This window comes from Streptomyces sp. NPDC003720, assembly GCF_042875075.1.
Taxonomy (GTDB): domain Bacteria; phylum Actinomycetota; class Actinomycetes; order Streptomycetales; family Streptomycetaceae; genus Streptomyces.
On sequence record NZ_JBIANZ010000011.1, the window covers coordinates 318,072 to 339,622 of the forward strand.

14 protein-coding genes are annotated in these 21,551 nt (G+C 72.1%); 8 read left to right on the forward strand and 6 right to left on the reverse strand.

From position 1 onward, the window contains the following. Positions 1-56: 56 nt before the first annotated feature. Both ACFYU0_RS29570 and ACFYU0_RS29575 read left to right on the forward strand, forming a co-directional pair. Positions 57-1,718, forward strand: coding sequence for a M4 family metallopeptidase (locus tag ACFYU0_RS29570; protein WP_389305090.1), 1,662 nt, complete (start codon positions 57-59; stop codon positions 1,716-1,718). A gap of 179 nt (positions 1,719-1,897) precedes the next feature. Beyond that, positions 1,898-2,419: a DUF1990 domain-containing protein gene (locus ACFYU0_RS29575; protein ID WP_389305092.1), complete on the forward strand. Its 522-nt coding sequence runs from the start codon at positions 1,898-1,900 to the stop codon at positions 2,417-2,419. Between the two features lie 34 nt (positions 2,420-2,453). On the opposite strand, the gene ACFYU0_RS29580 is transcribed toward ACFYU0_RS29575, so the two are convergent. After that, positions 2,454-5,072 carry a glycosyltransferase family 1 protein gene (locus ACFYU0_RS29580; RefSeq protein ID WP_389305094.1) on the reverse strand — a complete coding sequence of 873 codons (2,619 nt, stop codon included), beginning with the start codon at positions 5,070-5,072 and terminating at the stop codon, positions 2,454-2,456. Between the two features lie 362 nt (positions 5,073-5,434). Here ACFYU0_RS29580 and ACFYU0_RS29585 point away from each other — a divergent pair, with 362 nt between their 5' ends. The 4 genes from ACFYU0_RS29585 (at position 5,435) to glgB (ending at position 13,197) form a co-directional block, all read left to right on the forward strand. Beyond that, positions 5,435-7,594, forward strand: coding sequence for an alpha-1,4-glucan--maltose-1-phosphate maltosyltransferase (locus ACFYU0_RS29585; RefSeq protein ID WP_389305096.1), 2,160 nt, complete (start codon positions 5,435-5,437; stop codon positions 7,592-7,594). Next, entirely contained in the window at positions 7,591-9,291 is a 1,701-nt protein-coding gene (gene treS, locus ACFYU0_RS29590; RefSeq protein WP_351672284.1) for a maltose alpha-D-glucosyltransferase, read from the forward strand. The genes ACFYU0_RS29585 and treS overlap by 4 nt, the downstream gene beginning before the upstream one ends. A gap of 94 nt (positions 9,292-9,385) precedes the next feature. Next, on the forward strand, positions 9,386-10,801 hold the full coding sequence (locus ACFYU0_RS29595; RefSeq protein ID WP_351672286.1) for a phosphotransferase: 1,416 nt from the start codon (positions 9,386-9,388) through the stop codon (positions 10,799-10,801). Between the two features lie 152 nt (positions 10,802-10,953). Next, on the forward strand, positions 10,954-13,197 hold the full coding sequence (gene glgB, locus ACFYU0_RS29600; RefSeq protein WP_389305162.1) for a 1,4-alpha-glucan branching enzyme: 2,244 nt from the start codon (positions 10,954-10,956) through the stop codon (positions 13,195-13,197). 21 nt (positions 13,198-13,218) lie between these two features. On the opposite strand, the gene ACFYU0_RS29605 is transcribed toward glgB, so the two are convergent. The 5 genes from ACFYU0_RS29605 to ACFYU0_RS29625 all read right to left on the reverse strand — a co-directional run bounded on the left by ACFYU0_RS29605 (position 13,219) and on the right by ACFYU0_RS29625 (position 18,786). After that, positions 13,219-15,444: a HelD family protein gene (locus tag ACFYU0_RS29605; RefSeq protein ID WP_389305164.1), complete on the reverse strand. Its 2,226-nt coding sequence runs from the start codon at positions 15,442-15,444 to the stop codon at positions 13,219-13,221. Between the two features lie 170 nt (positions 15,445-15,614). Continuing rightward, a complete protein-coding gene (locus tag ACFYU0_RS29610) occupies positions 15,615-15,947 on the reverse strand; it encodes a thioredoxin domain-containing protein (protein ID WP_351672292.1) in 333 nt (110 codons plus the stop codon). Further along, positions 15,944-16,372: a MerR family transcriptional regulator gene (locus tag ACFYU0_RS29615; RefSeq protein WP_351672294.1), complete on the reverse strand. Its 429-nt coding sequence runs from the start codon at positions 16,370-16,372 to the stop codon at positions 15,944-15,946. The genes ACFYU0_RS29610 and ACFYU0_RS29615 overlap by 4 nt, the downstream gene beginning before the upstream one ends. Before the next feature lie 29 nt (positions 16,373-16,401). Next, entirely contained in the window at positions 16,402-17,184 is a 783-nt protein-coding gene (locus tag ACFYU0_RS29620) for a DUF2127 domain-containing protein (RefSeq protein WP_389305099.1), read from the reverse strand. Positions 17,185-17,370: 186 nt separating this feature from the next. Further along, complete coding sequence (locus ACFYU0_RS29625; protein ID WP_351672372.1) at positions 17,371-18,786, reverse strand: cation:dicarboxylate symporter family transporter; 1,416 nt, start codon at positions 18,784-18,786, stop codon at positions 17,371-17,373. 117 nt (positions 18,787-18,903) lie between these two features. On the opposite strand from ACFYU0_RS29625, the gene ACFYU0_RS29630 reads away from it, so the two are divergent. Both ACFYU0_RS29630 and ACFYU0_RS29635 read left to right on the forward strand, forming a co-directional pair. Beyond that, positions 18,904-20,526, forward strand: coding sequence for an ATP-binding protein (locus tag ACFYU0_RS29630; protein ID WP_389305101.1), 1,623 nt, complete (start codon positions 18,904-18,906; stop codon positions 20,524-20,526). Continuing rightward, positions 20,523-21,227 carry a response regulator gene (locus ACFYU0_RS29635; protein ID WP_351672300.1) on the forward strand — a complete coding sequence of 235 codons (705 nt, stop codon included), beginning with the start codon at positions 20,523-20,525 and terminating at the stop codon, positions 21,225-21,227. The genes ACFYU0_RS29630 and ACFYU0_RS29635 overlap by 4 nt, the downstream gene beginning before the upstream one ends. The last annotated feature ends 324 nt before the right edge of the window (positions 21,228-21,551 follow it).

The window sequence follows — 21,551 nt, forward strand, 5'->3', positions numbered from 1 at the left end:
CCACCTCCGGACAGTGACCCCACGCTGATCGGACTCCCCCACGAGAAGGAGCTTCTGTGAGCCCCCTCTACGCGCGTCGCAAGCGCACCACTCTGGCCGTCGCCACCGCCGTCGCCGCCGGAGCCCTGCTCTCCACTGGTCTGACCACCAGTGCCAGCGCCCAGAACGCGGCCGAGGCCGCCGCCGCGAAGCCGCTGGCGGCCGCCCCGACGCAGCTCTCCGCCGCGGCGCGCACCACGCTCATCCAGAAGGCCCAGGCCGGCGCGGCCGACACCGCGCAGGAGATCGGCCTCGGCGCCAAGGAGAAGCTCGTCGTCAAGGACGTCGTCAAGGACGCCGACGGCACCCTGCACACCCGCTACGAGCGCACCTACGGCGGACTGCCCGTGCTCGGCGGCGACCTCATCGTCCACACCGCCAAGTCCGGCAAGGCCGAGGGCGTCACCAAGGCCAACAAGTCGGCCGTGAAGGTGGCCTCGCTCAAGCCGCAGATCACCGCCGCCAAGGCGGAGAAGCAGGCCGTGGGCGCCGCCAGAACGCTGGGCTCCGCCAAGACCACGGCGGACGGCGCGCGCAAGGTGATCTGGGCCGGCTCCGGCAAGCCCGTCCTCGCCTACGAGACGGTGGTCGGCGGCCTCCAGGACGACGGCACCCCGAACCAGCTCCACGTCATCACCGACGCGGCCACCGGCAAGAAGCTCTACGAGTACCAGGGCGTCGAGAACGCGACCGGCACCGGCAAGACCCTGTACTCCGGGTCGGTCAGCCTCACCACCAACCTGTCGGGCTCGACGTACCAGCTGTACGACACGACGCGCGGCGGCCACAAGACGTACAACCTGGCCCGCGGCACCTCCGGCACCGGCACCCTGTTCACCGACGCCGACAACATCTGGGGCACGGGCGCGGCCTCCAGCTCCTCCTCGGACCAGACCGCCGCCGCTGACGCCGCCTACGGCGCGCAGGAGACCTGGGACTTCTACAAGTCCACCTTCGGCCGCAACGGCATCAAGAACAACGGCGTCGGCGCCTACTCCCGCGTCCACTACAGCAGCGGCTACGTCAACGCGTTCTGGGACGACAGCTGCTTCTGCATGACCTACGGCGACGGCAGCGGCAACACCCACCCGCTGACCTCGCTCGACGTGGCCGGCCACGAGATGAGCCACGGCGTCACCTCCAACACCGCCGGTCTCAACTACAGCGGCGAGTCCGGCGGCCTGAACGAGGCCACCAGCGACATCTTCGGCACCGGCGTGGAGTTCTACGCCAACAACGCCTCCGACAAGGGCGACTACCTCATCGGCGAGAAGATCAACATCAACGGCGACGGCACTCCGCTGCGCTACATGGACAAGCCCAGCAAGGACGGCGGCTCCGCCGACTACTGGTCCTCCACCGTGGGCAACAAGGACGTGCACTACTCGTCCGGTGTCGCGAACCACTTCTTCTACCTGCTGTCCGAGGGCAGCGGCTCGAAGACGATCAACGGCGTGACGTACAACTCGCCCACCTACAACGGCTCCACGGTCACCGGCATCGGCCGCGCCAAGGCGCTGCAGATCTGGTACAAGGCGCTCACCACGTACATGACGTCGACGACGAAGTACTCGGGCGCCCGCACGGCGACGCTGAACGCGGCGTCGGCCCTGTACGGCTCCACCAGCACCGAGTACAAGACGGTGGCCGCCGCCTGGGCGGCGGTGAACGTCAACTAGTCGCGGCGAAGCCGGACGAGGGCGGTACCGGGGCGGATGGCCCGGTACCGCCCTCCCCCACCGAGTACAAGACGGTCGCGGCCGCCTGGGCGGCCGTCAACGTCAAGTGACGGCGGCCCGGTGAGCCGGGCGGTACCCGGTCGGACGTCGTCCCGGGTACCGCCCTACCCTTTTGACCCATGTCCCAGGCCCCCTTCACCTACGAACCGGTCGGCGCGACGCGCGACGACCTGACCGTCTGCCCGCCCGGCTTCCGCCCGATGCTCGTCCGCACCCGCCTCGGCGAGGGAACGGCGGTCTTCGACCGGGCCGCCGAGGCGGTTCTGACCTGGGAGATGCACCGCGCCATGGGCGTGGGCATCGACGCCGGCGCCGACCGCGCCGACCCCGGCGTGGACGTCACGGTCACCCTGGCCGGCGTCATCAAGGCCCCCTGCCGTGTCGTCTGGAGCGCCGAGGAACCCCGGCGGGCCGGCTGGGCCTACGGCACCCTCGAAGGCCACCCCGAGTGCGGCGAGGAGGCCTTCGTGGTCGACCGTACGGGTGACGGCACGGTCTGGCTGACCGTCGCCGCCTTCAGCCGGCCGCGGAAGTGGTACGCCCGCGCCGGCGGCCCCGCCACCCGGGGCTTCCAGCACGCCTACGCCCGCCGCTGCGGCACCGTCCTGAAGCGTCTGTGCGCCGAGTACGACGAGGCCTGAGCGGCGACGCGCCGCCCGCCGGACCCGGGCGCCCTCAGCGCAGCAGCACCCCCGCTCCCTCCGCGGCGTCCTGCGAGGGCACCGTCACCAGGCCCAGTTCGGCCGCCGAGGTGAGCAGCCGGTGGGCCGGGAGGATGCGCACCGTGTAGCCGTACGGGCCGGTGCGGTCCAGGGAGAGCGGGCCCTCGTAGAGGCGGCGGCCCTCCAGGTCGGGGGCGCCGGTCGGCTTCAGCGGGACCGCGGTGGCGTCGGTGATGCGGTCCTCCGCGTCCACCCGGCCCGAGACCGCCTGCACCTCCACGTCGTCCGGCTCCAGTTCGCCCAGCCCCACCCGCACCCGCAGCCCCACGGTCGTGCCCAGTTCCGCGGTGGCGGTCGTGGCCGTCGTCTCCACGTGGTCGACGCTCACCCCGGGCCAGGCGGCCCGCACCCTGGCCTTCCAGGCGGCCAGTTCCCGTGCCGTGTCCGGGGTCAGCGCCCGGTGCGACTGGGCGGCGGGGGCGTACAGCCGGTCGACGTACTCCCGGACCATGCGGCCGGCCAGCACCTTCGGGCCGAGCCGGCCGAGGGTGCGGCGGACCATCTCGATCCAGCGGTCCGGCAGCCCGGCCCGTCCGCGCTCGTAGAAGCGCGGGGTCACCCGCTGTTCCAGCAGGTCGTAGAGGGCGGCGGCCTCGATGTCGTCACGGCGGTCGGGATCGGTGCCGGCGCCGTCGGCGGTCGGCACGGCCCAGCCGAAGTCCGGCTGGAACCACTCGTCCCACCAGCCGTCCAGCACCGACAGGTTGAGGCAGCCGTTGAGCGCCGCCTTCATCCCGGAGGTGCCGCAGGCCTCCAGCGGCCGCAGGGGGTTGTTCAGCCAGACGTCGCAGCCCGGGTAGAGCTTCTGCGCCATCGCCATGCCGTAGTCGGGCAGGAAGACGAGGCGGTGGCGCACACGCGGGTCGTCGGCGAACCGCACCAGCTCCTGCACCAGACGCTTGCCGCCGTCGTCCGCCGGGTGCGCCTTGCCCGCGACCACGATCTGGATCGGCCGCTGCGGGTGCAGCAGCAGCTCCATCAGCCGGTCGCGGTCGCGCAGCATGAGGGTCAGCCGCTTGTACGACGGCACCCGCCGGGCGAACCCGATGGTGAGCACGTCGGGGTCGAGGACGCCGTCGATCCAGCCCAGCTCCGCGTCCCCGGCGCCGCGCTGCCGCCAAGAGGCGCGCAGCCGCTCGCGCACCTCGGTCACGAGCTGTTCGCGCAGGGTGCGGCGCAGCTCCCAGATGTCCTGGTCCGCGATGTCCGCCACCGAGTCCCAGCGCTCGGAGCCGCCGACGGTCAGCGCGTCCTCGGTCCGCTGGGAGCCGATCTGCCGGGCGCCGAGCCTGAGCACCTCCGGGGCCACCCAGGTCGGGGCGTGCACCCCGTTGGTCACCGAGGTGATGGGCACCTCCTCGGCGTCGAACCCCGGCCACAGGCCCGCGAACATCTCCCGGCTGACCTGCCCGTGCAGCAGGGACACCCCGTTGGCCCGCTGGGCCAGCCGGAGCCCCATGACGGCCATGTTGAACAGGTTGGGCTCGCCGCCGGGGTAGGTCTCCATGCCGAGGGCCAGGATCCGCTGCACGTCGATGCCCGGGAGTTCGGAGTCCGGGCCGAAGTGCCGGGCGACCAGCTCCCGGTCGAACCGGTCGATCCCGGCCGGGACCGGGGTGTGCGTGGTGAACACGGTGCCGCCCCGCACGGCCTCCAGCGCCGCGTCGAAGTCGAGCCCCCGCGCGCACAGTTCGGCGATCCGCTCCAGGCCGAGGAAGCCCGCGTGCCCCTCGTTGGTGTGGAAGACCTCGGGCTCGGGGTGGCCGGTGAGCCGGCAGTAGGTGCGCACGGCCCGGACACCCCCTATGCCCAGCAGCATCTCCTGCAGCAGCCGGTGCTCGCTGCCGCCGCCGTACAACCGGTCGGTCACCCCGCGTTCGCCGAGGTCGTTCTCCTCCACGTCGGAGTCGAGCATCAGCAGCGGCACCCTGCCGACCTGCGCCAGCCAGATCCGGGCGTGCAGCGCCCTGCCGCCGGGGAGCGCGAGCGAGACCTGGGCCGGGGCGCCGTCGGCCTCCTTGAGCTGGGTGACGGGCAGTTCGTGCGGGTCGAGCACCGGGTAGTGCTCCTGCTGCCAGCCGTCCCGGGACAGGCTCTGGCGGAAGTAGCCGTGCCGGTACAGCAGCCCCACCCCGATCAGCGGCACCCCGAGGTCGCTGGCCGCCTTGAGGTGGTCGCCGGCCAGGATGCCGAGGCCGCCGGAGTACTGGGGCAGCGCGGCGGTGATGCCGAACTCCGGGGAGAAGTAGGCGACCGCGGCGGGCAGTCCGTCGCCCTGCTGCTGGTACCAGCGGTCGCCGGTCAGGTAGTCGCCGAGGTCGTCGACGACCGCGGTCAGCCGGCGCAGGAACCGCCGGTCGCCGGCCAGCTCGGCCAGCCGGGCCGGGCGCACTCCGCCCAGGAGGCGCACCGGGTCGCCCTTGGCCGCCGCCCATCGCTCGGGGTCGACGGACTGGAACAGGTCGCGCGTTTCCGCATGCCAGGACCAGCGCAGATTGCGCGCCAGGTCGCTCAGCGGCCGGAGGGGTTCGGGGAGAACGGGACGGACGGTGAACCGGCGGATCGCCTTCACATCTCACCTCGGACGCGTTGCGTGGTGTGAGACGCACGGCGCTGTACGTCTCGTCGTCCCTGTCGACGGTAGTGGTTACCGGAGGGTCGGTGGGGACGTACCGGAACGGGTGTCGGGGCGCGCCGGGGTCACAGGACGGGTGGTGCCGGGGGCGTGGAGCCGCGGTGGGCGGGCACCCGGAGAAGAGGGCCGGTCTTGAACGTAGACGTACGCGCGAGTAGTTAACAAAGTGCCGGATTGCCCACCCGTTGCGGATGGGAAGGCTCCCCCGGTACGCCCCACAGCAGCACCCAGCACGAACGCAGGACCCACCTCCCCATTTCCATCCGCCCACACCCACGTTGACGCGGACAGGAGCGGTCATGCCCGCCACGCACCACTCGTCAGCACCACCGACCAGCAGGACAGCCGGCAAGAAGGCCTCGGGCAGGAAGGCCGGGAAGCCGGCGGAGAACCTCCGCGATCCCGTGCCGCCCGAGGGGCGCCCCGCCGAGGCGGGTTCCACGGCCGTCGGGCGCATCCCCGTCCTCGACGTGCGCCCCGTGGTCCAGCACGGTCGCCGGCCCGCCAAGGCCGTCACCGGTGAGGCCTTCGAGGTGTCGGCCACCGTGTTCCGGGAGGGACACGACGCCGTCGCCGCGAACGTCGTACTGCGCGACCCGGAGGGCCGGCCGGGCCCCTGGACCCCGATGCGCGAACTCGCCCCGGGCACCGACCGCTGGGGCGCCACCGTGACGCCGGGCGAAGCGGGCCTCTGGACCTACACGGTGGAGGCCTGGTCCGACCCGGTGGGCACCTGGCGGCACCACGCGCGGATCAAGGTCCCGGCGGGCATCGACACCGACCTGGTCCTCACCGAGGGCGCACAGCTGTACGAACGGGCGGCCGCCGGGGTGCCGGAGGAACGGCGCGAGCCCGTCCTGGCGGCCGCCGCGGCGCTCCGGGACGAGGGCCGGCCGGCCGCCTGGCGGCTGGCGGCTGCGCTGTCGCCGGAGGTGGAGGGGGTGCTGTCGCGGTTTCCGTTGCGGGAGTTGGTGACCGCGTCGGAGGCGATGCCGCTGCTGGTGGAGCGGGAGCGGGCGCTGTACGGCTCGTGGTACGAGTTCTTCCCGCGTTCGGAGGGCACCGCGGAGCGGCCGCACGGCACGTTCCGCAGTGCCGAGCGGCGGCTCGAGGCGATCGCGGAGATGGGCTTCGACGTCGTGTACCTCCCGCCGATCCATCCGATCGGCACCACGTTCCGCAAGGGCCGCAACAACACCCTCACCGCCGGGCCGCGGGACGTCGGGGTGCCGTGGGCGATCGGCTCGCCCGAGGGCGGCCACGACGCGGTCCACCCCGACCTGGGCACCCTGGAGGACTTCGACCACTTCGTCGCCCGGGCCCGGGAACTCGGCCTGGAGATCGCGCTGGACTTCGCGCTGCAGTGCTCCCCGGACCATCCGTGGGTGCACAAGTACCCGGAGTGGTTCCACCACCGCCCGGACGGGACGATCGCCTACGCGGAGAACCCGCCGAAGAAGTACCAGGACATTTACCCGATCGCGTTCGACGCGGACATGGACGGCCTGGTCGCGGAGACCGTGCGGATCCTGCGGCACTGGATGGACCACGGGGTGCGGATCTTCCGCGTCGACAACCCGCACACCAAACCGGTGGTGTTCTGGGAACGGGTCATCGGCGAGGTCAACCGCGCCGACCCCGACGTGATCTTCCTGGCCGAGGCGTTCACCCGGCCCGCGATGATGCACACCCTGGCCCAGATCGGTTTCCAGCAGTCGTACACGTACTTCACCTGGCGCAACACCAAGCAGGAGCTGACCGAGTACCTGACCGAGCTGTCGGGCGAGGCGGCGGCCTGGATGCGGCCGAACTTCTTCGCCAACACCCCCGACATCCTGCACGGCTACCTCCAGCAGGGCGGCCGCCCCGCCTTCGAGGTCCGCGCCGTGCTCGCCGCGACCCTCTCCCCCGCCTGGGGCATCTACAGCGGCTACGAGCTCTGCGAGAACACCCCGTTCCGCGAAGGCAGCGAGGAATACCTCGACTCCGAGAAGTACCAGCTCAAACCCCGCGACTGGGAAGCCGCCGCACGCGAGGGCCGCACCATCGCCCCCCTCATCACCCGACTGAACACCATCCGGCGCGCCAATCCGGCCCTGCGGCAGCTGCGCGACCTCCACTTCCACCACACCGACAAGGACGCGGTGATCGCCTACTCGAAGCGGAGCGGATCGAACACGGTTCTGGTCGTCGCCAACCTCGACCCGCACCACACCCAGGAAGCCACGGTCTCGTTGGACATGCCGCAACTCGGCCTGGAATGGCACGAGTCGACGCCGGTGCGCGACCTGCTCACCGGCGACACCTACCACTGGGGCAGGGCCAGTTACGTGCGCCTCGGTCCGGGCGGCGCGCATGTGCTGGCCGTCGGCCGGGAGTCCGGGGAACGTCCACCGGGTGAGCACAGCGAGGTCCTGCGACCGTCCACCCCGCCGACCGGAGGGTCACCCGCCATATGATCGTCAACGAGCCCGTCCCGGACACCTTCGAGGACACCCCCGCCAAGGACCGGCACCCGGATTGGTTCAAGAGCGCCGTCTTCTACGAGGTCCTGGTCCGCTCCTTCCAGGACAGCAACGGCGACGGCATCGGCGACCTCAAGGGTCTGACCGCCAAACTCGACTACCTCCAGTGGCTCGGCGTCGACTGCCTCTGGCTGCCGCCCTTCTTCAAGTCCCCGCTGCGTGACGGCGGTTACGACGTATCCGACTACACCGCCGTACTCCCCGAGTTCGGCGACCTCGCGGACTTCGTGGAGTTCGTGGACTCCGCGCACCAGCGCGGCATGCGGGTCATCATCGACTTCGTCATGAACCACACCAGCGACCAGCACCCGTGGTTCCAGGAGTCGAGGAGGGACCCGGACGGCCCGTACGGGGACTACTACGTCTGGGCCGACGACGACAAGCAGTTCCAGGACGCCCGGATCATCTTCGTCGACACCGAGGCCTCCAACTGGACGTACGACCCCGTACGCAAGCAGTACTACTGGCACCGCTTCTTCTCGCACCAGCCGGACCTCAACTACGAGAACCCGGCCGTGCAGGAGGAGATGATCTCCGCGCTGAAGTTCTGGCTCGACCTCGGCATCGATGGGTTCCGGCTGGACGCCGTGCCGTATCTGTACCAGCAGGAGGGCACCAACTGCGAGAACCTGCCGGCGACGCACCAGTTCCTCAAGCGGGTCCGCAAGGAGATCGACGCGCAGTACCCGGACACCGTGCTGCTGGCGGAGGCCAACCAGTGGCCCGAGGACGTGGTCGACTACTTCGGCGACTACGCCTCCGGCGGCGACGAGTGCCACATGGCGTTCCACTTCCCGGTCATGCCGCGCATCTTCATGGCCGTGCGCCGCGAGTCCCGCTACCCGGTCTCCGAGATCCTCGCCAAGACGCCCGCGATCCCGTCGAACTGCCAGTGGGGCATCTTCCTGCGCAACCACGACGAGCTGACCCTGGAGATGGTCACCGACGAGGAACGCGACTACATGTGGGCCGAGTACGCCAAGGACCCCCGCATGCGCGCCAACATCGGCATCCGGCGCCGGCTCGCGCCCCTGCTCGACAACGACCGCAACCAGATCGAGCTGTTCACCGCGCTGCTGCTGTCGCTGCCCGGCTCGCCGATCCTCTACTACGGCGACGAGATCGGCATGGGCGACAACATCTGGCTCGGCGACCGCGACGCCGTGCGCACCCCCATGCAGTGGACGCCCGACCGCAACGCCGGCTTCTCGTCGTCCGACCCGGGACGGCTGTTCCTGCCCACGATCATGGACCCGGTCTACGGCTACCAGGTCACCAACGTCGAGGCGTCCATGTCGTCGCCGTCGTCGCTGCTGCACTTCACCCGCCGCATGATCGAGATCCGCAAGCAGAACCCCGCTTTCGGGCTCGGGTCCTACACCGAGCTGCAGTCCTCCAACCCGGCCGTGATCGCCTTCCTGCGCGAGTTCGAGGACGACCTGGTGCTGTGCGTGCACAACTTCTCCCGGTTCGCACAGCCCACGGAACTGGACCTCAGGCCGTTCACCGGACGCCATCCGGTCGAGCTGTTCGGCGGGGTGCGGTTCCCGGCCATCGGTGAACTGCCCTACCTGCTGACCCTCGCGGGCCACGGCTTCTACTGGTTCCGGCTGCGCCGGGACGCCGCGTAGTGCCACCGGGTGGGGCGGCCGGCGGTTTCCTCCGCCCCACCCGGGGCACGCAACACTCACACCCCGACGATCCGGGGAAAGGAACGTGACGCCCATGGCGGAAACGGTCACCCCCTTCGGCACCGACCGCACGACCGGCCACCTCCTCACATCGCTCGATCCGCTGCTGCGCGAGTGGCTGCCCAGGCAGCGCTGGTTCGCGGGCAAGGGACGTCCGGTCACCGGGTTCACCCAGGTGGCCGTCACCGAACTGCTGCCCCCGGACGGCCGGCTGGGCCTCTACCACCTGCTGCTGCGCGTCCACCAGCCACCCGTACTGGGCGCCCCGGCGCACCCCGGCGACTGCTACCAGCTGCTGATAGGCGTGCGCGAGGCGCTGCCGCCACGGCTGGCGCCCGCGCTGATCGGGCATGTGGAGCAGGGCCCGCTCGCCGGACGCACGGTGTACGAGGCCCTGTACGACCCCCGGCCCGCCGAGGTGCTCCTGGAGGCCCTGCGCACCCGGGCGCGCATCGGCGGGCTGCGGTTCGAACGGGACCCGGACCAGGAGATCCGGGACGGCCTCGTACCCCGGCTGATGACCGCCGAGCAGTCCAACTCGTCGATCGTCTACGGAGATACGTTCATTCTGAAGCTGCTGCGCCGGGTGGTGCCGGGGGTCAACCCCGACCTGGAGATACCGCTCGCCCTGGCCGGCGAGGGCTGCGACCGGGTGCCCGCGCCGACGGCGTGGCTGCTCGCCGGGCCGGAACCGGAGCCCTACGTCCTGGCGGTGCTCCAGCCGTTCCTGAACGGCGCCGACGACGGCTGGGAGCTGGCGCTGCGTGAGCTGGCCAAGGGCGAGGACTTCCTCGCCGAGGCCCGGGCGCTCGGCCGGGCGACCGCCGAGGTGCACACCGCGCTGGCCCGCGCCCTGCCGACGGTCACCCTGGGCCAGGCCCAGCTCCGGCTGCTGGTGGACGGCATGACCGAGCGGCTGGAGGCGGCCGTGCGGGCGGTGCCGGCGCTGCTGCCGTACGAGCGCGGGCTGCGTTCCGCCTTCGAGGCGCTGGCGGAGCTGGCCGCCGAGGGGCACACCTGGACCGCCCAGCGCGTCCACGGCGATCTCCACCTCGGCCAGTGCCTGCGCTCGCCGTCCGGCACCTGGTCGCTGATCGACTTCGAGGGCGAGCCGGCCCGGCCGCTGGCCGAGCGGCGCATGCCGCAGCCGCCGGTGCGCGACATCGCCGGGATGCTGCGCTCCTTCGACTACGCCGCCCACTCGGCGAACCCGCCCGACCCGGACTGGGCGCGGCACTGCCGGTCCGCCTACTGCTCCGGGTACGCGGAGGTGGCGGGCCGCGATCCGCGCACCGACCCGGTGCTGCTGCGGGCCTACGAGACCGACAAGGCCGTCTACGAAGTCGTCTACGAGGCCCGTCACCGCCCCGAGTGGCTGCCCGTGCCGCTCGCCGCGGTCCGCCGCCTCGCCACGTCCGACCCGACCTTCGCCCGGGAGAACCGTCCGTGACGTCCAAGAAGTCAGCCCCCTCGAAGAACAAGACAGGCAAGAGCAAGCCGGACCGGAGCAGGACCGCCCGGGCCGGGGCCGATCCGTCCGGGACCGACCAGGCCGGGGCCGGGCTGTCCGGGACCGGGCCGTCCGGGAGCGACCGGGCCGCGATCCCGGCCGCCCGCAGGCCCGAGCCGCCGGACCGGCCTGCCCCCGCGGAGGTGGCGGTCTCCCCCGCCGTCGACGCCGGTGACCGGGAACGGCTGCTGCACGGCACGCACCACGCCCCGCACTCCGTGCTCGGCGCGCACCCGGTCCCCGGCGGTGTCGCCTTCCGGGCCTTCCGCCCCTACGCCCAGGCGGTCACCGTGGTCTCCGGGGACCTGCGGGCCGAGCTGCACGACGACGGCGACGGCTTCTTCTCCGGGCTGCTCCCGCTCACCGACGTCCCCGCCTACCGGCTGCTCGTCACCTACGACGGCGCCGTCCACGAGACGGAGGACGCGTTCCGGTTCCTGCCCACGCTGGGCGAGCTGGACCTGCACCTGATCGGCGAGGGCCGGCACGAGCAGCTCTGGCGGGCGCTCGGCGCGCACGTCACGACGCACCAGGGGGTGACGGGCACCCGGTTCGCGGTGTGGGCGCCGAACGCGCGGGGGGTCCGGGTCGCCGGCACCTTCAACTTCTGGGACGCCGGAGCCTTCCCGATGCGCTCGCTCGGCTCCACGGGCGTCTGGGAGCTGTTCGTGCCGGGCGTCGGCGAGGGCGAGCTGTACAAGTTCGAGATCACCCGCCCGGACGGCTCGCACACCCTCAAGGCCGACCCGATGGCCCGCCGCACCGAGGTCCCGCCCGCGACCTCCTCCGTCGTGCACGCCTCGCACCACGAGTGGGACGACGCCGAGTGGATGGCCCGGCGCGCCGAGACGCCCGTCCACGAGGCGCCCTTCTCCGTGTACGAGGTCCACCTGCCGTCCTGGCGGCCGGGCCTCACCTACCGGCAGCTCGCCGAGCAGCTCCCCGCCTACGTGACGGAGATGGGCTTCACCCATGTGGAGCTGATGCCGGTCGCCGAGCACCCGTTCGGCGGTTCCTGGGGCTACCAGGTCACCGGCTTCTACGCGCCCACGGCGCGGCTCGGCACACCGGACGACTTCAAGTACCTCGTGGACCGGCTGCACCAGGCGGGCATCGGCGTCCTGATGGACTGGGTCCCGGCGCACTTCCCGCGTGACGCCTGGGCCCTGGCGGAGTTCGACGGACGGCCCCTGTACGAGCACCACGACCCGCTGCGCGCCGCCCATCCCGACTGGGGCACCCTGGAGTTCGACTTCGGCCGGCGCGAGGTGCGCAACTTCCTGGTCGCGAACGCGGTGTACTGGTGCGAGGAGTTCCACATCGACGGACTGCGCGTGGACGCCGTCGCCTCGATGCTCTACCTCGACTACTCGCGCGAGCCCGGCCAGTGGACGCCGAACGAGCACGGCGGCCGGGAGAACCTGGACGCGGTGGCGTTCCTCCAGGAGATGAACGCCACCGTCTACCGGCGCTGCCCCGGCGTGGTGACCATCGCCGAGGAGTCCACGGCCTGGGACGGCGTCACCCGCCCCACCCACCACCGGGGCCCGAGCGGCTTCGGCGGTCTGGGCTTCGGGCTGAAGTGGAACATGGGCTGGATGCACGACTCGCTGCAGTACATGAGCCACGAGCCGGTGCACCGCAGCTACCACCACCACGAGCTGACGTTCTCGATGGTGTACGCGTACAGCGAGAACTACGTGCTGCCCATCTCCCACGACGAGGTCGTGCACGGCAAGGGTTCGCTGGTGTCGAAGATGCCGGGCGACTGGTGGCAGCAGCGCGCGAACCTGCGCGCCTACCTCGGCTTCATGTGGGCGCACCCGGGCAAGCAGCTGCTCTTCATGGGGCAGGAGTTCGCCCAGGGAGCCGAGTGGTCCGAGGCGCACGGCCCCGACTGGTGGCTGCTCGACCCGTCCTACGGCGCCGAGGGCGACCACCGGGGCGTGCGGGACCTGGTACGGGACCTGAACGCCACCTACCGCACGACTGCGGCCCTGTGGCAGCGGGACACCGATCCGGCCGGCTTCCAGTGGGTCACCGGTGACGCCGTGGACGACAACGTCTTCGCGTTCCTGCGGCTCGACGCCGAGGGCAATCCGCTGCTCGCGGTCTCGCATCTGGCGCCGGTGGTGCGGCACGACTACCGGATCGGTGTGCCGGAGGACGTGCCGGCGTGGGTGGAGGTGCTGAACAGCGACGCGGGGCGGTACGGCGGGAGCGACGTGGTCAACCCGGACGCGGTCAAGCCGGAGCCGCAGGGCGCGCACGGGCGCCCCGCGAGCATCCGGCTGACGCTGCCTCCGCTGGCCACGGTGTGGCTGCGTCCGGCGTAGGCGGTCGCCCCCGCCGGGGGCTCAGTCCTTCAGCCCCGCCGGCAGGTCGCCGGTGTGGAGTACGCCGAGGTGCTGGGTGGCGCGGGTGAGGGCCACGTAGAGGTCGCTGGTGCCGTAGCGGGCCGGTTCCACGACCAGGACCGAGTCGAACTCCAGGCCCTTCGACTGGCGGGGGTCGAGGAGCACGACGGTGCGGGTGAGGTCGGGTTCCGCGTCCGCCGTCACCCCGTCGAGCCGGGCGGCCAGCGCCCGGTGCAGCTCGCGCGGGGCGATGACGGCGAGCCGGCCCTCGGCGGGGGTGAGTTCGGCGACCGCCTCGGCGACCGCGCCGGGCAGGTCGCCGCGCGCGTCCCGCACCCAGGGCCGCACCCCCGTCGAGCGCACCGAGCTCGGCGGTTCGAAGTCCGGCTTCTCGGCGCGGACCACGGCCGCGGCCAGCTCCATGATCTCGGCCGGGGTGCGGTAGTTGACGCCGAGCCGGGCGTGCTCCCAGCGGTCCTCGACATAGGGGGCGAGGATGTCCGCCCAGGAGCCGACACCGGCCGCCTCGGCGGTCTGCGCGGGGTCGCCGACCAGGGTCATGGAACGGGTCGGGCTGCGTCGCATCAGCAGCCGCCAGGCCATCGGGGACAGCTCCTGCGCCTCGTCCACGATGATGTGCCCGAAGGCCCAGGTCCGGTCGGCCGCGGCCCGCTCGGCGGCGCTGCGGTGGTCCTGCTCCTCGTGCCGCTCGGCGAACCGCTCGGCGTCGATGATGTCGTGCGCGGACAGGACCTCGCTGGCGTCCGGGTCGCCGTCCTCCTTGTCCTCGAACTCGTAGGTCCGGGAGGCGTAGGAGACGTCGAGCACACCCTGGGCGTAGGCGACCTGCGTCTCCCGCTCGCGTTCGGCACGGGCCCTGGCGATCCGGTCGTCCTCGCCGAGGAGTTCGGCGGCCTCGTCCAGGAGGGGTACGTCGGCGACGGTCCAGGCCCGGGTCACCGGGCGGCGGATCGCGTCGGCGTCGGCCGGGGGCAGGTAGCCGTCCGGTTCGGCGAGGAAGTCCGCGACCAGCCGCCGCGGGGTGACCCGGGGCCACAGCAGGTCGACGGCGGACCAGAACTCGGGGTTCTCGGCGAGTTCGTCGCGGATCTGGGTGATGTCGGCGGGGTCCAGCAGGCTGCCGCCGTCGTACGGGTCGGTGCCCACACGCTCGGCGTACAGCTCGGTGAGCGTGTTGAGGATGTGGCCCTCGAAGTGCTCGCGGGCGGCGTTGTGCGGCAGCCCGGTGGCGCGGGTGCGCTCACGGGCGACGCTCACGAGTCCGTCGTCGAGCATCAGCACCTCGCGGTCGTGCTCGACGGTGACGACCGGATCGGGCAGGGCCTGCCGGTCGCGGACGACGGCGGCGAGCACGTCGGCCATGTCCGCGCGGCCCTTCACGGCGGCCGCCTCCGGCGTGTCGGCGGCGGTGGCCCGTACCCCGGGGAACAGCTCGCCGACCGTGGCCAGCAGCACGCCGGTCTCGCCCAGGGAGGGCAGCACCTCGCCGATGTAGCCGAGGAACGCGGGGTTGGGTCCGACGATGAGCACGGCGCGGCGGGCCAGCAGCTCGCGGTGCTCGTAGAGCAGGTAGGCCGCGCGGTGCAGCGCCACGGCGGTCTTTCCGGTGCCCGGGCCGCCCTCGACCACCAGCACCCCGCGGTGCGGGGCCCGGATGATCTCGTCCTGCTCGGCCTGGATGGTCTGCACGATGTCGCTCATCCGGCCGGTGCGCGCCGAGTTCAGCGCGGCCAGCAGGACGGCGTCACCGCTGGGGTCCTCGTAACCGGTGCGGGTGGCGTCGCCGAGGTCGAGGATCTCGTCGTGCAGCGAGGTCACGGTGCGGCCCTCGGTGGTGAGGTGCCGACGGCGGCGCAGACCCATCGGGGTGTGGCCGGTGGCCAGGTAGAAGGGGCGGGCGACGTCGGCCCGCCAGTCGATGAGGACCGGGGTGCGCTCGGCGTCGTCCTCGCGCAGTCCGATCCGGCCGATGTGGTGGCTGACTCCGGAGGTGAGGTCGATCCGGCCGAAGCAGAGCGAACCGTCCACCGCGTTCAGCGCGGCGAGCAGCCCGGACCGCTCGGCGACCAGGATGTCCCGCTCCAGCCGGGCCTGCATGGGCTTGTCGCCCTGCGCGAGGGCGTCCGCGACCGAGGTCTCGGCCTCGCCGCGCAGCTCGTCGACGCGCGCGTACAGTCCGTCGATGAATTCCTGCTCGCGCCGCAATTCATCGTCCGGAAATTCGCTGTTTGACAATTCCGCTCCCGCCCGGATATACTCTGCTCAGTGCACTGCTCCGCGTCTTCTCCCAAATGAAGTCGCGAATCACTGAATATACGCAGAGAAATCCCCCGAGCGCAATTGCTCAGGGGATTTTTTGGTGTGCGGGGCCGCTTTCAGAGCACGTCGGCCAGTTCCTCCAGCAGCCGGCGCTTGGCCCGCGCCCCCACCATCGCCTTCACCGGCTCACCGCCCTGGAACACCATGAACGTCGGCATCGACAGCACCTTGTACGCGTTCGTGGTCTCGGGGTTGGTGTCCACGTCGAGCTGCACCACCTTCAGCCGGCCCTCCTGCTCCGACGCCAGGTCGCTGAGCACCGGCCCCATCTGGCGGCACGGCGGGCACCAGTCGGCGGTGAACTCCACCAGCACCGGGAGGTCCGCCCGCAGCACCTCCGTCCCGAAGTCCGCGTCCCCCACCTCGGCCACACCCGCAGCCTTGATCATTCGTCCCGCCCTCCCAGTTCGCACAGGGGTTCCGGACCGCCCGGAACCAGCGCCTCGGCGGCCAGCGCCTCCCGGGCCAGCTCGGCCCGCCGCAGCTGCCCGGCGACCGTCTCCCGCACCGCCGTGAGCTGGCCGACGAGCGCGTCCAGCTCGTCCAGCTTGCGCCGGTAGACCACCAGGGACGCCGGGCAGGAGTCGCCCTCCGGGTGCCCGGCCCGCAGGCACTCCACGAACGGCCGCGTCTCCTCCAGGTCGAACCCGCAGTCCTGCAGGGTCCGGATCTGGCGGACCAGCCGGAGGTCGCCCTCGTCGTAGGTGCGGTGCCCCTTGCCGTCGCGCCGGGCGGGCAGCAGCCCCCGCGTCTCGTAGTAGCGCAGGGCGCGGGTGGTGGTCCCGGCCCGTGCGGCCAGCTCGCCGATTCGCATGGGTACGACCGTAGGCGTTGACGTCGGCGTCAAGGCAAGGGCCGGCCGTGGGCGGCCATCCCGGCGGACTCCTCCACCTCCAGCAGCGAGGCGCTGTGCCGCTCCTCCTCGAACTTCCGGCGCCCGCCGCGCAGGCCGAACAGGCGCTTGGCCAGCGCGATGTAGAGGACAGCGAGGACGTTGAGGACGAGGGTGGCGATCTTCAGCCAGCTGATGTGCTCGGTGAGTTCGTAGATCTCCAGCGGCAGGAAGGCGGCCGTGGCGACCACCGTCAGGTACTCCGCCCAGCGCTTGGCGTACCAGAGGCCCACCGCCTCGACGAGTTCGACCAGCGCGTAGGCCAGCAGCAGTGCCGCCACCAGCAGCAGCGTGGACTGCCGGTAGCCGAAGGCCTTCTGCACGGAGCCGACCACCGGGGAGTGGTCGAGGTCGTAGTGGAAGTGCCGGAACACCGGGCGGAAGACGTTCAGGTACTCCTTGAAGAGCCGGCGCACCGCGTTCCGGCTGTTGCTGAACCGCCACACCGCGACGGCGACCAGCACGATGAACACCCCGCGCACGGCCCGCTCGACCGCGAGGAAGCGCAGGATGAACAGGTCCCGCAGCACCTTCCCGCGGGGCACCAGGGGTGCGTCCTCGGCCGGCCCGGACGCGTGCGGCTCGCCGAGCACGAAGTCGCCGCAGCGCAGGCAGCGCCAGACGTCGCCGAGCTCCGTCCGGGCGTGCAGCCGCGACCGCAGCCGGGGGTCGTCCGGCGCGTAGGTGACATGGCCCCTGCGTGCGCAGGTCCGCCGGTCCCAGTCGATGCTCATCCCCCGTGCCCTGCCTTTCGTACCGCGTTCGGGAACGACACCGACGTGCCGTTCCGGTCGACCGGAACGGCACGTTAGTGGATGGGAGCCGGGCGGCCGAGTCACGGGGGGAGACCCGGCCGCCCGGCTGGCGGTACCGGACGCCCGGCCCGGGTTCAGGCGGGGCCGGGCGTCCGGAGCTTCGGATCAGGCCTTGGCCAGCTCCTTCTCGCCGCCCTCGCGGGGCTCGGGCAGCCCGGCGGCGGACTGCTGCTCGTCCAGCAGCGTCGTCTCGTCGAAGGGGAGGTCGCCGGCCAGCACCTGCCGGACCCGGCCGTTGTCGATCTCCTTGGTCCAGGTGCCGATCAGCACGGTGGCCACGGCGTTGCCGGCGAAGTTGGTCAGGGCGCGGGCCTCGCTCATGAACCGGTCGATGCCGACGATCAGGCCGACGCCGTCCACCAGCGCGGGCTTGTGCGACTGCAGGCCGCCGGCCAGCGTGGCCAGGCCGGCGCCGCTGACGCCCGCGGCGCCCTTGGAGGCCAGCAGCAGGAAGAGCAGCAGCGGGATCTGCTCGCCGACGGACATCGGGGTGCCCAGGGCGTCCGCGATGTACAGCGACGCCATGGTCATGTAGATCATCGTGCCGTCGAGGTTGAAGGAGTAGCCGGTCGGCACGGTGATGCCGACGACCGGCTTGCTGACGCCCAGGTGCTCCATCTTCGCGATGAGCCGCGGCAGCGCGGACTCGGAGGAGGAGGTGGACAGGATCAGCAGGAACTCCCGGGCGAGGTACTTGCAGAGGGAGAGGATGTTCACGCCGGCGACGATCCGCAGCACCGCGCCGAGCACGACGAAGACGAACAGGAAGCAGGTCACGTAGAAGCCGAGCATCAGCACGGCGAGGCTCTTCAGCGCGTCCAGGCCGGCCGAGCCGACGACGGCCGCGATGGCGCCGAAGGCGCCGATGGGGGCGGCCCACATGACCATGGACAGGATGCGGAAGACCAGCCGCTGGATGTGCTCGACACCGCGCAGCACCGGCTGCCCGGCCGAGCCCATGGCCTGCAGCGCGAACCCGGTGAGCAGGGCGATCAGCAGGGTCTGCAGGACCTGGCCCTCGGTGAAGGCGGACACGAACGTGACCGGGATGATCGACAGCACGAAGTCGACCGGCGGCAGCGCGTCGGCGGAGACCTGGGCGTGCCCGGTCTGCTTGAGCGCGTCGGTCAGGTGCAGTCCGTCCCCGGGGTGCAGCACGTTGCCGACGACGAGCCCGATGGCGAGCGCGACCAGCGACATCACCAGGAAGTAGCCGAGCGCGATACCGCCGACGGCGCCGACCTTCGCGGCCTTGCGCACCGAGCCGATGCCCAGCACGATCGTGCAGAAGATGATCGGCGAGATCATCATCTTGATCAGGTTGACGAAGCCGGTGCCCAGCGGCTTCAGCTCGACCGCGGCGTCGGGCCAGATCAGTCCCACGGCGATACCGAGCGCGACCGCCACGATGACGGCGATGTACAGGTAATGGGTCCGGTCCCGCTTGGCGCGGGGTGCGGCAGGTGCCGTATCTGGGGTGCTGGCGGCCACGGCTGCCCTCCTTGACGTCTTCGTCGGCATCACCGGCGTGCGGCTCACGTCCGGGGTGGGGATGCCGTGACTATCTCCCGCCCCTGTGAGAGCGGTCACCCTTCCGTTCATTTAGTTCACGCCTGAAGGGAGAGGCACACTGCAGGCATGCGTTTCCCGTCCCTGCCCCGGCCCCGCAGCCTGGCGACCCAGCTGTTCGCCGTGCAGGCGGTGCTGATCGCGGTGGTGGTGGCCGGGTACGCGCTGTTCACCTACCTCAGCGACGGCCGGCAGGCGGTGGACGCGGCGGCCCGGCACGCGACCGCCGTGGCCCGCTCGATAGCGGACTCCCCCTCGGTCCGCTCGGCGATCCACACCCCCGATCCGAGCGCGGAGCTGCAGCCGTACGCGATGCGGGTGATGCGGGACACGAACGTCGACTTCGTGACGATCATGACTCCGTCCGGCATCCGCTGGACCCATCCGGACGAAAGGCAGATCGGCCGGCACTTCTGGGGCCGCATCGAGCCCGCGCGGCACGGCCGCACCTTCACCGAGACCTACACCGGCACCCTCGGCGCGTCCGTCCGCGCGGTGACCCCGGTGGAGGAGAACGGCCGGGTCATCGCCCTGGTGAGCGCCGGCATCAAGGTGGAGGCGATCAGCGCCCGGGTCCAGGAGCAGGTCACCGCGCTGCTGGGGGTGGCCGGCGGGACCCTGCTGCTGGGCGCGGTGGGCACCTATGTGATCAACGCGCGGCTGCGCCGCCACACCCACGGCATGAACGCGACCGAGCTGAGCCGGATGCACGACTACCACCAGGCGGCGCTGCACGCGGTGCGCGAGGGGCTGCTGATGCTGGACGGGCAGTACCGGGTGGCGCTGATCAACGACGGCGGCCGGGAGCTGCTGGGGGTGGGCGGCACCGGGGACGCGGACCTGATCGGCCGCTCGGTGGCGGACCTGGGCCTGCCGGTCCCGCTGACCGGGGCGCTGCTGTCCGCGCAGCCGCGCGTGGACGAGGTGCATCTGACGGCCTCCCGGGTGCTGGTGGTGAACACCTCGCCGGTGTCCGGCGGAGAGCGCCGGGGCACGGTGGTGACGCTGCGCGACGTGACCGAACTGCAGTCCCTGATGGGCGAGCTGGACTCGGAGCGGGGCTTCACCCAGGCCCTGCGCTCGCAGGCGCACGAGGCGGCGAACCGCCTGCACACGGTCGTCTCGCTGATCGAACTGGGCCGGGCCGAGGAGGCGGTGGAGTTCGCCACGGCCGAACTGGAGCTGGCACAGGCGCTGACCGACCAGGTGGTGGCCGCGGTGAGCGAGCCGGTGCTGGCCGCGCTGCTGCTGGGCAAGACGGCGCAGGCGAACGAACGGGGCGTGGAGCTGGTGGTGTCGGCGGACAGCCGGCTGGACGACGGGCTGCTCGAGGGCCTGCCCGCGCGCGACCTGGTGACGGTCCTCGGCAACCTCATCGACAACGCGGTGGACGCGGCACAGGGCAGCACCGGGGCACGGGTGACGGTGACCGCTTACGCGCAGGGCGCCGAACTGGTGCTGCGGGTCTCGGACACGGGGGCCGGGGTCGACCCGGCCCACGCCGACCTGGTATTCCAGCGGGGGTACTCGACGAAACCCGCGGGTCCCGGCGGACGGGGCCTGGGCCTGGCTCTCGTGCGGCAGGCGGTCACGCGTCACGAGGGCGCGCTGACGGTGACGGAGGCCGAGGAGGGCGGCGCGGTGTTCGAGGTGCGGTTGCCGTTGCGCACGGCGGTGGGTGGCGGCAGATGAGCGGGGAGCGGCCGGCGATCCGGGTCCTCGTGGTGGAGGACGACCCCGTCGCCGCCGACGCGCACGTGATGTACGTCGGTCGGGTGCCGGGGTTCGTCGCGGTGGGGAAGGCGCACACCGGGGCTGAGGCGCGCCGGTTCCTGGACCGCGAGGCGGTGGACCTGCTGCTGCTGGACCTGCACCTGCCGGACGTGCACGGGCTGCAGCTCGCCCGGTCGCTGCGGGCGGCGGGGCATCACACGGACGTCATAGCGGTGACGTCGGCGCGGGACCTGGCCGTGGTGCGGGAGGGCGTCTCGCTGGGCGTCGTGCAGTACGTCCTGAAGCCGTTCACCTTCGCCACGTTGCGCGACCGGCTGGTGCGGTACGCCGAGTTCCACGCGGCGGTGGGCGAGGCCGGCGGGCAGGACGAGGTGGACCGGGCGCTGGCCGTGCTGCGCGCGCCGTCCCCCGCAGCGCTGCCGAAGGGCCTGAGCGGCCCGACGCTGGAGCGGGTGACCGGCGCCCTCCGGGACGCCCGGGAGGGTCTGGCGGCGACCGGGGTCGCGGAGGCCGTGGGGATATCCCGGATCACCGCCCGGCGCTACCTGGAGCACCTGGTCGACGCGGGCCGGGCCGAGCGGCGTCCGGTGTACGGCCAGGTGGGCCGGCCCGAGCTGGTCTACCGCTGGGTCTCGGAGTCACCGGCGCCGGGCCGGTGACCACCGGGGCGCCGGCCTCGCCCGCCTCGCCGGTCACACGCGCCCCGCTCAGGGCCGCGCCGGGCGGTGCGCCGGGGCGCGCGCGTCCGGGCATGCGCCGCGGCTCATCCCTGACGGCGAGCCGGTCGCGCGGGAGCCGGCGCGGTCACTCACCCCCGTCGCCTCCCGCCCCGGGACCTGCCGCCCCACCGCTCCCGACACCGCCGCCTCCCGCCCCGGGGCCTGCCGCCCCACCGCTCCCGACGCCGGCACCCGCCGCTCCGCCGCCTCCCACCCCAGGACCTGCCGCCCCACCGCTCCCGACACCGACGCCTCCCACCCCGG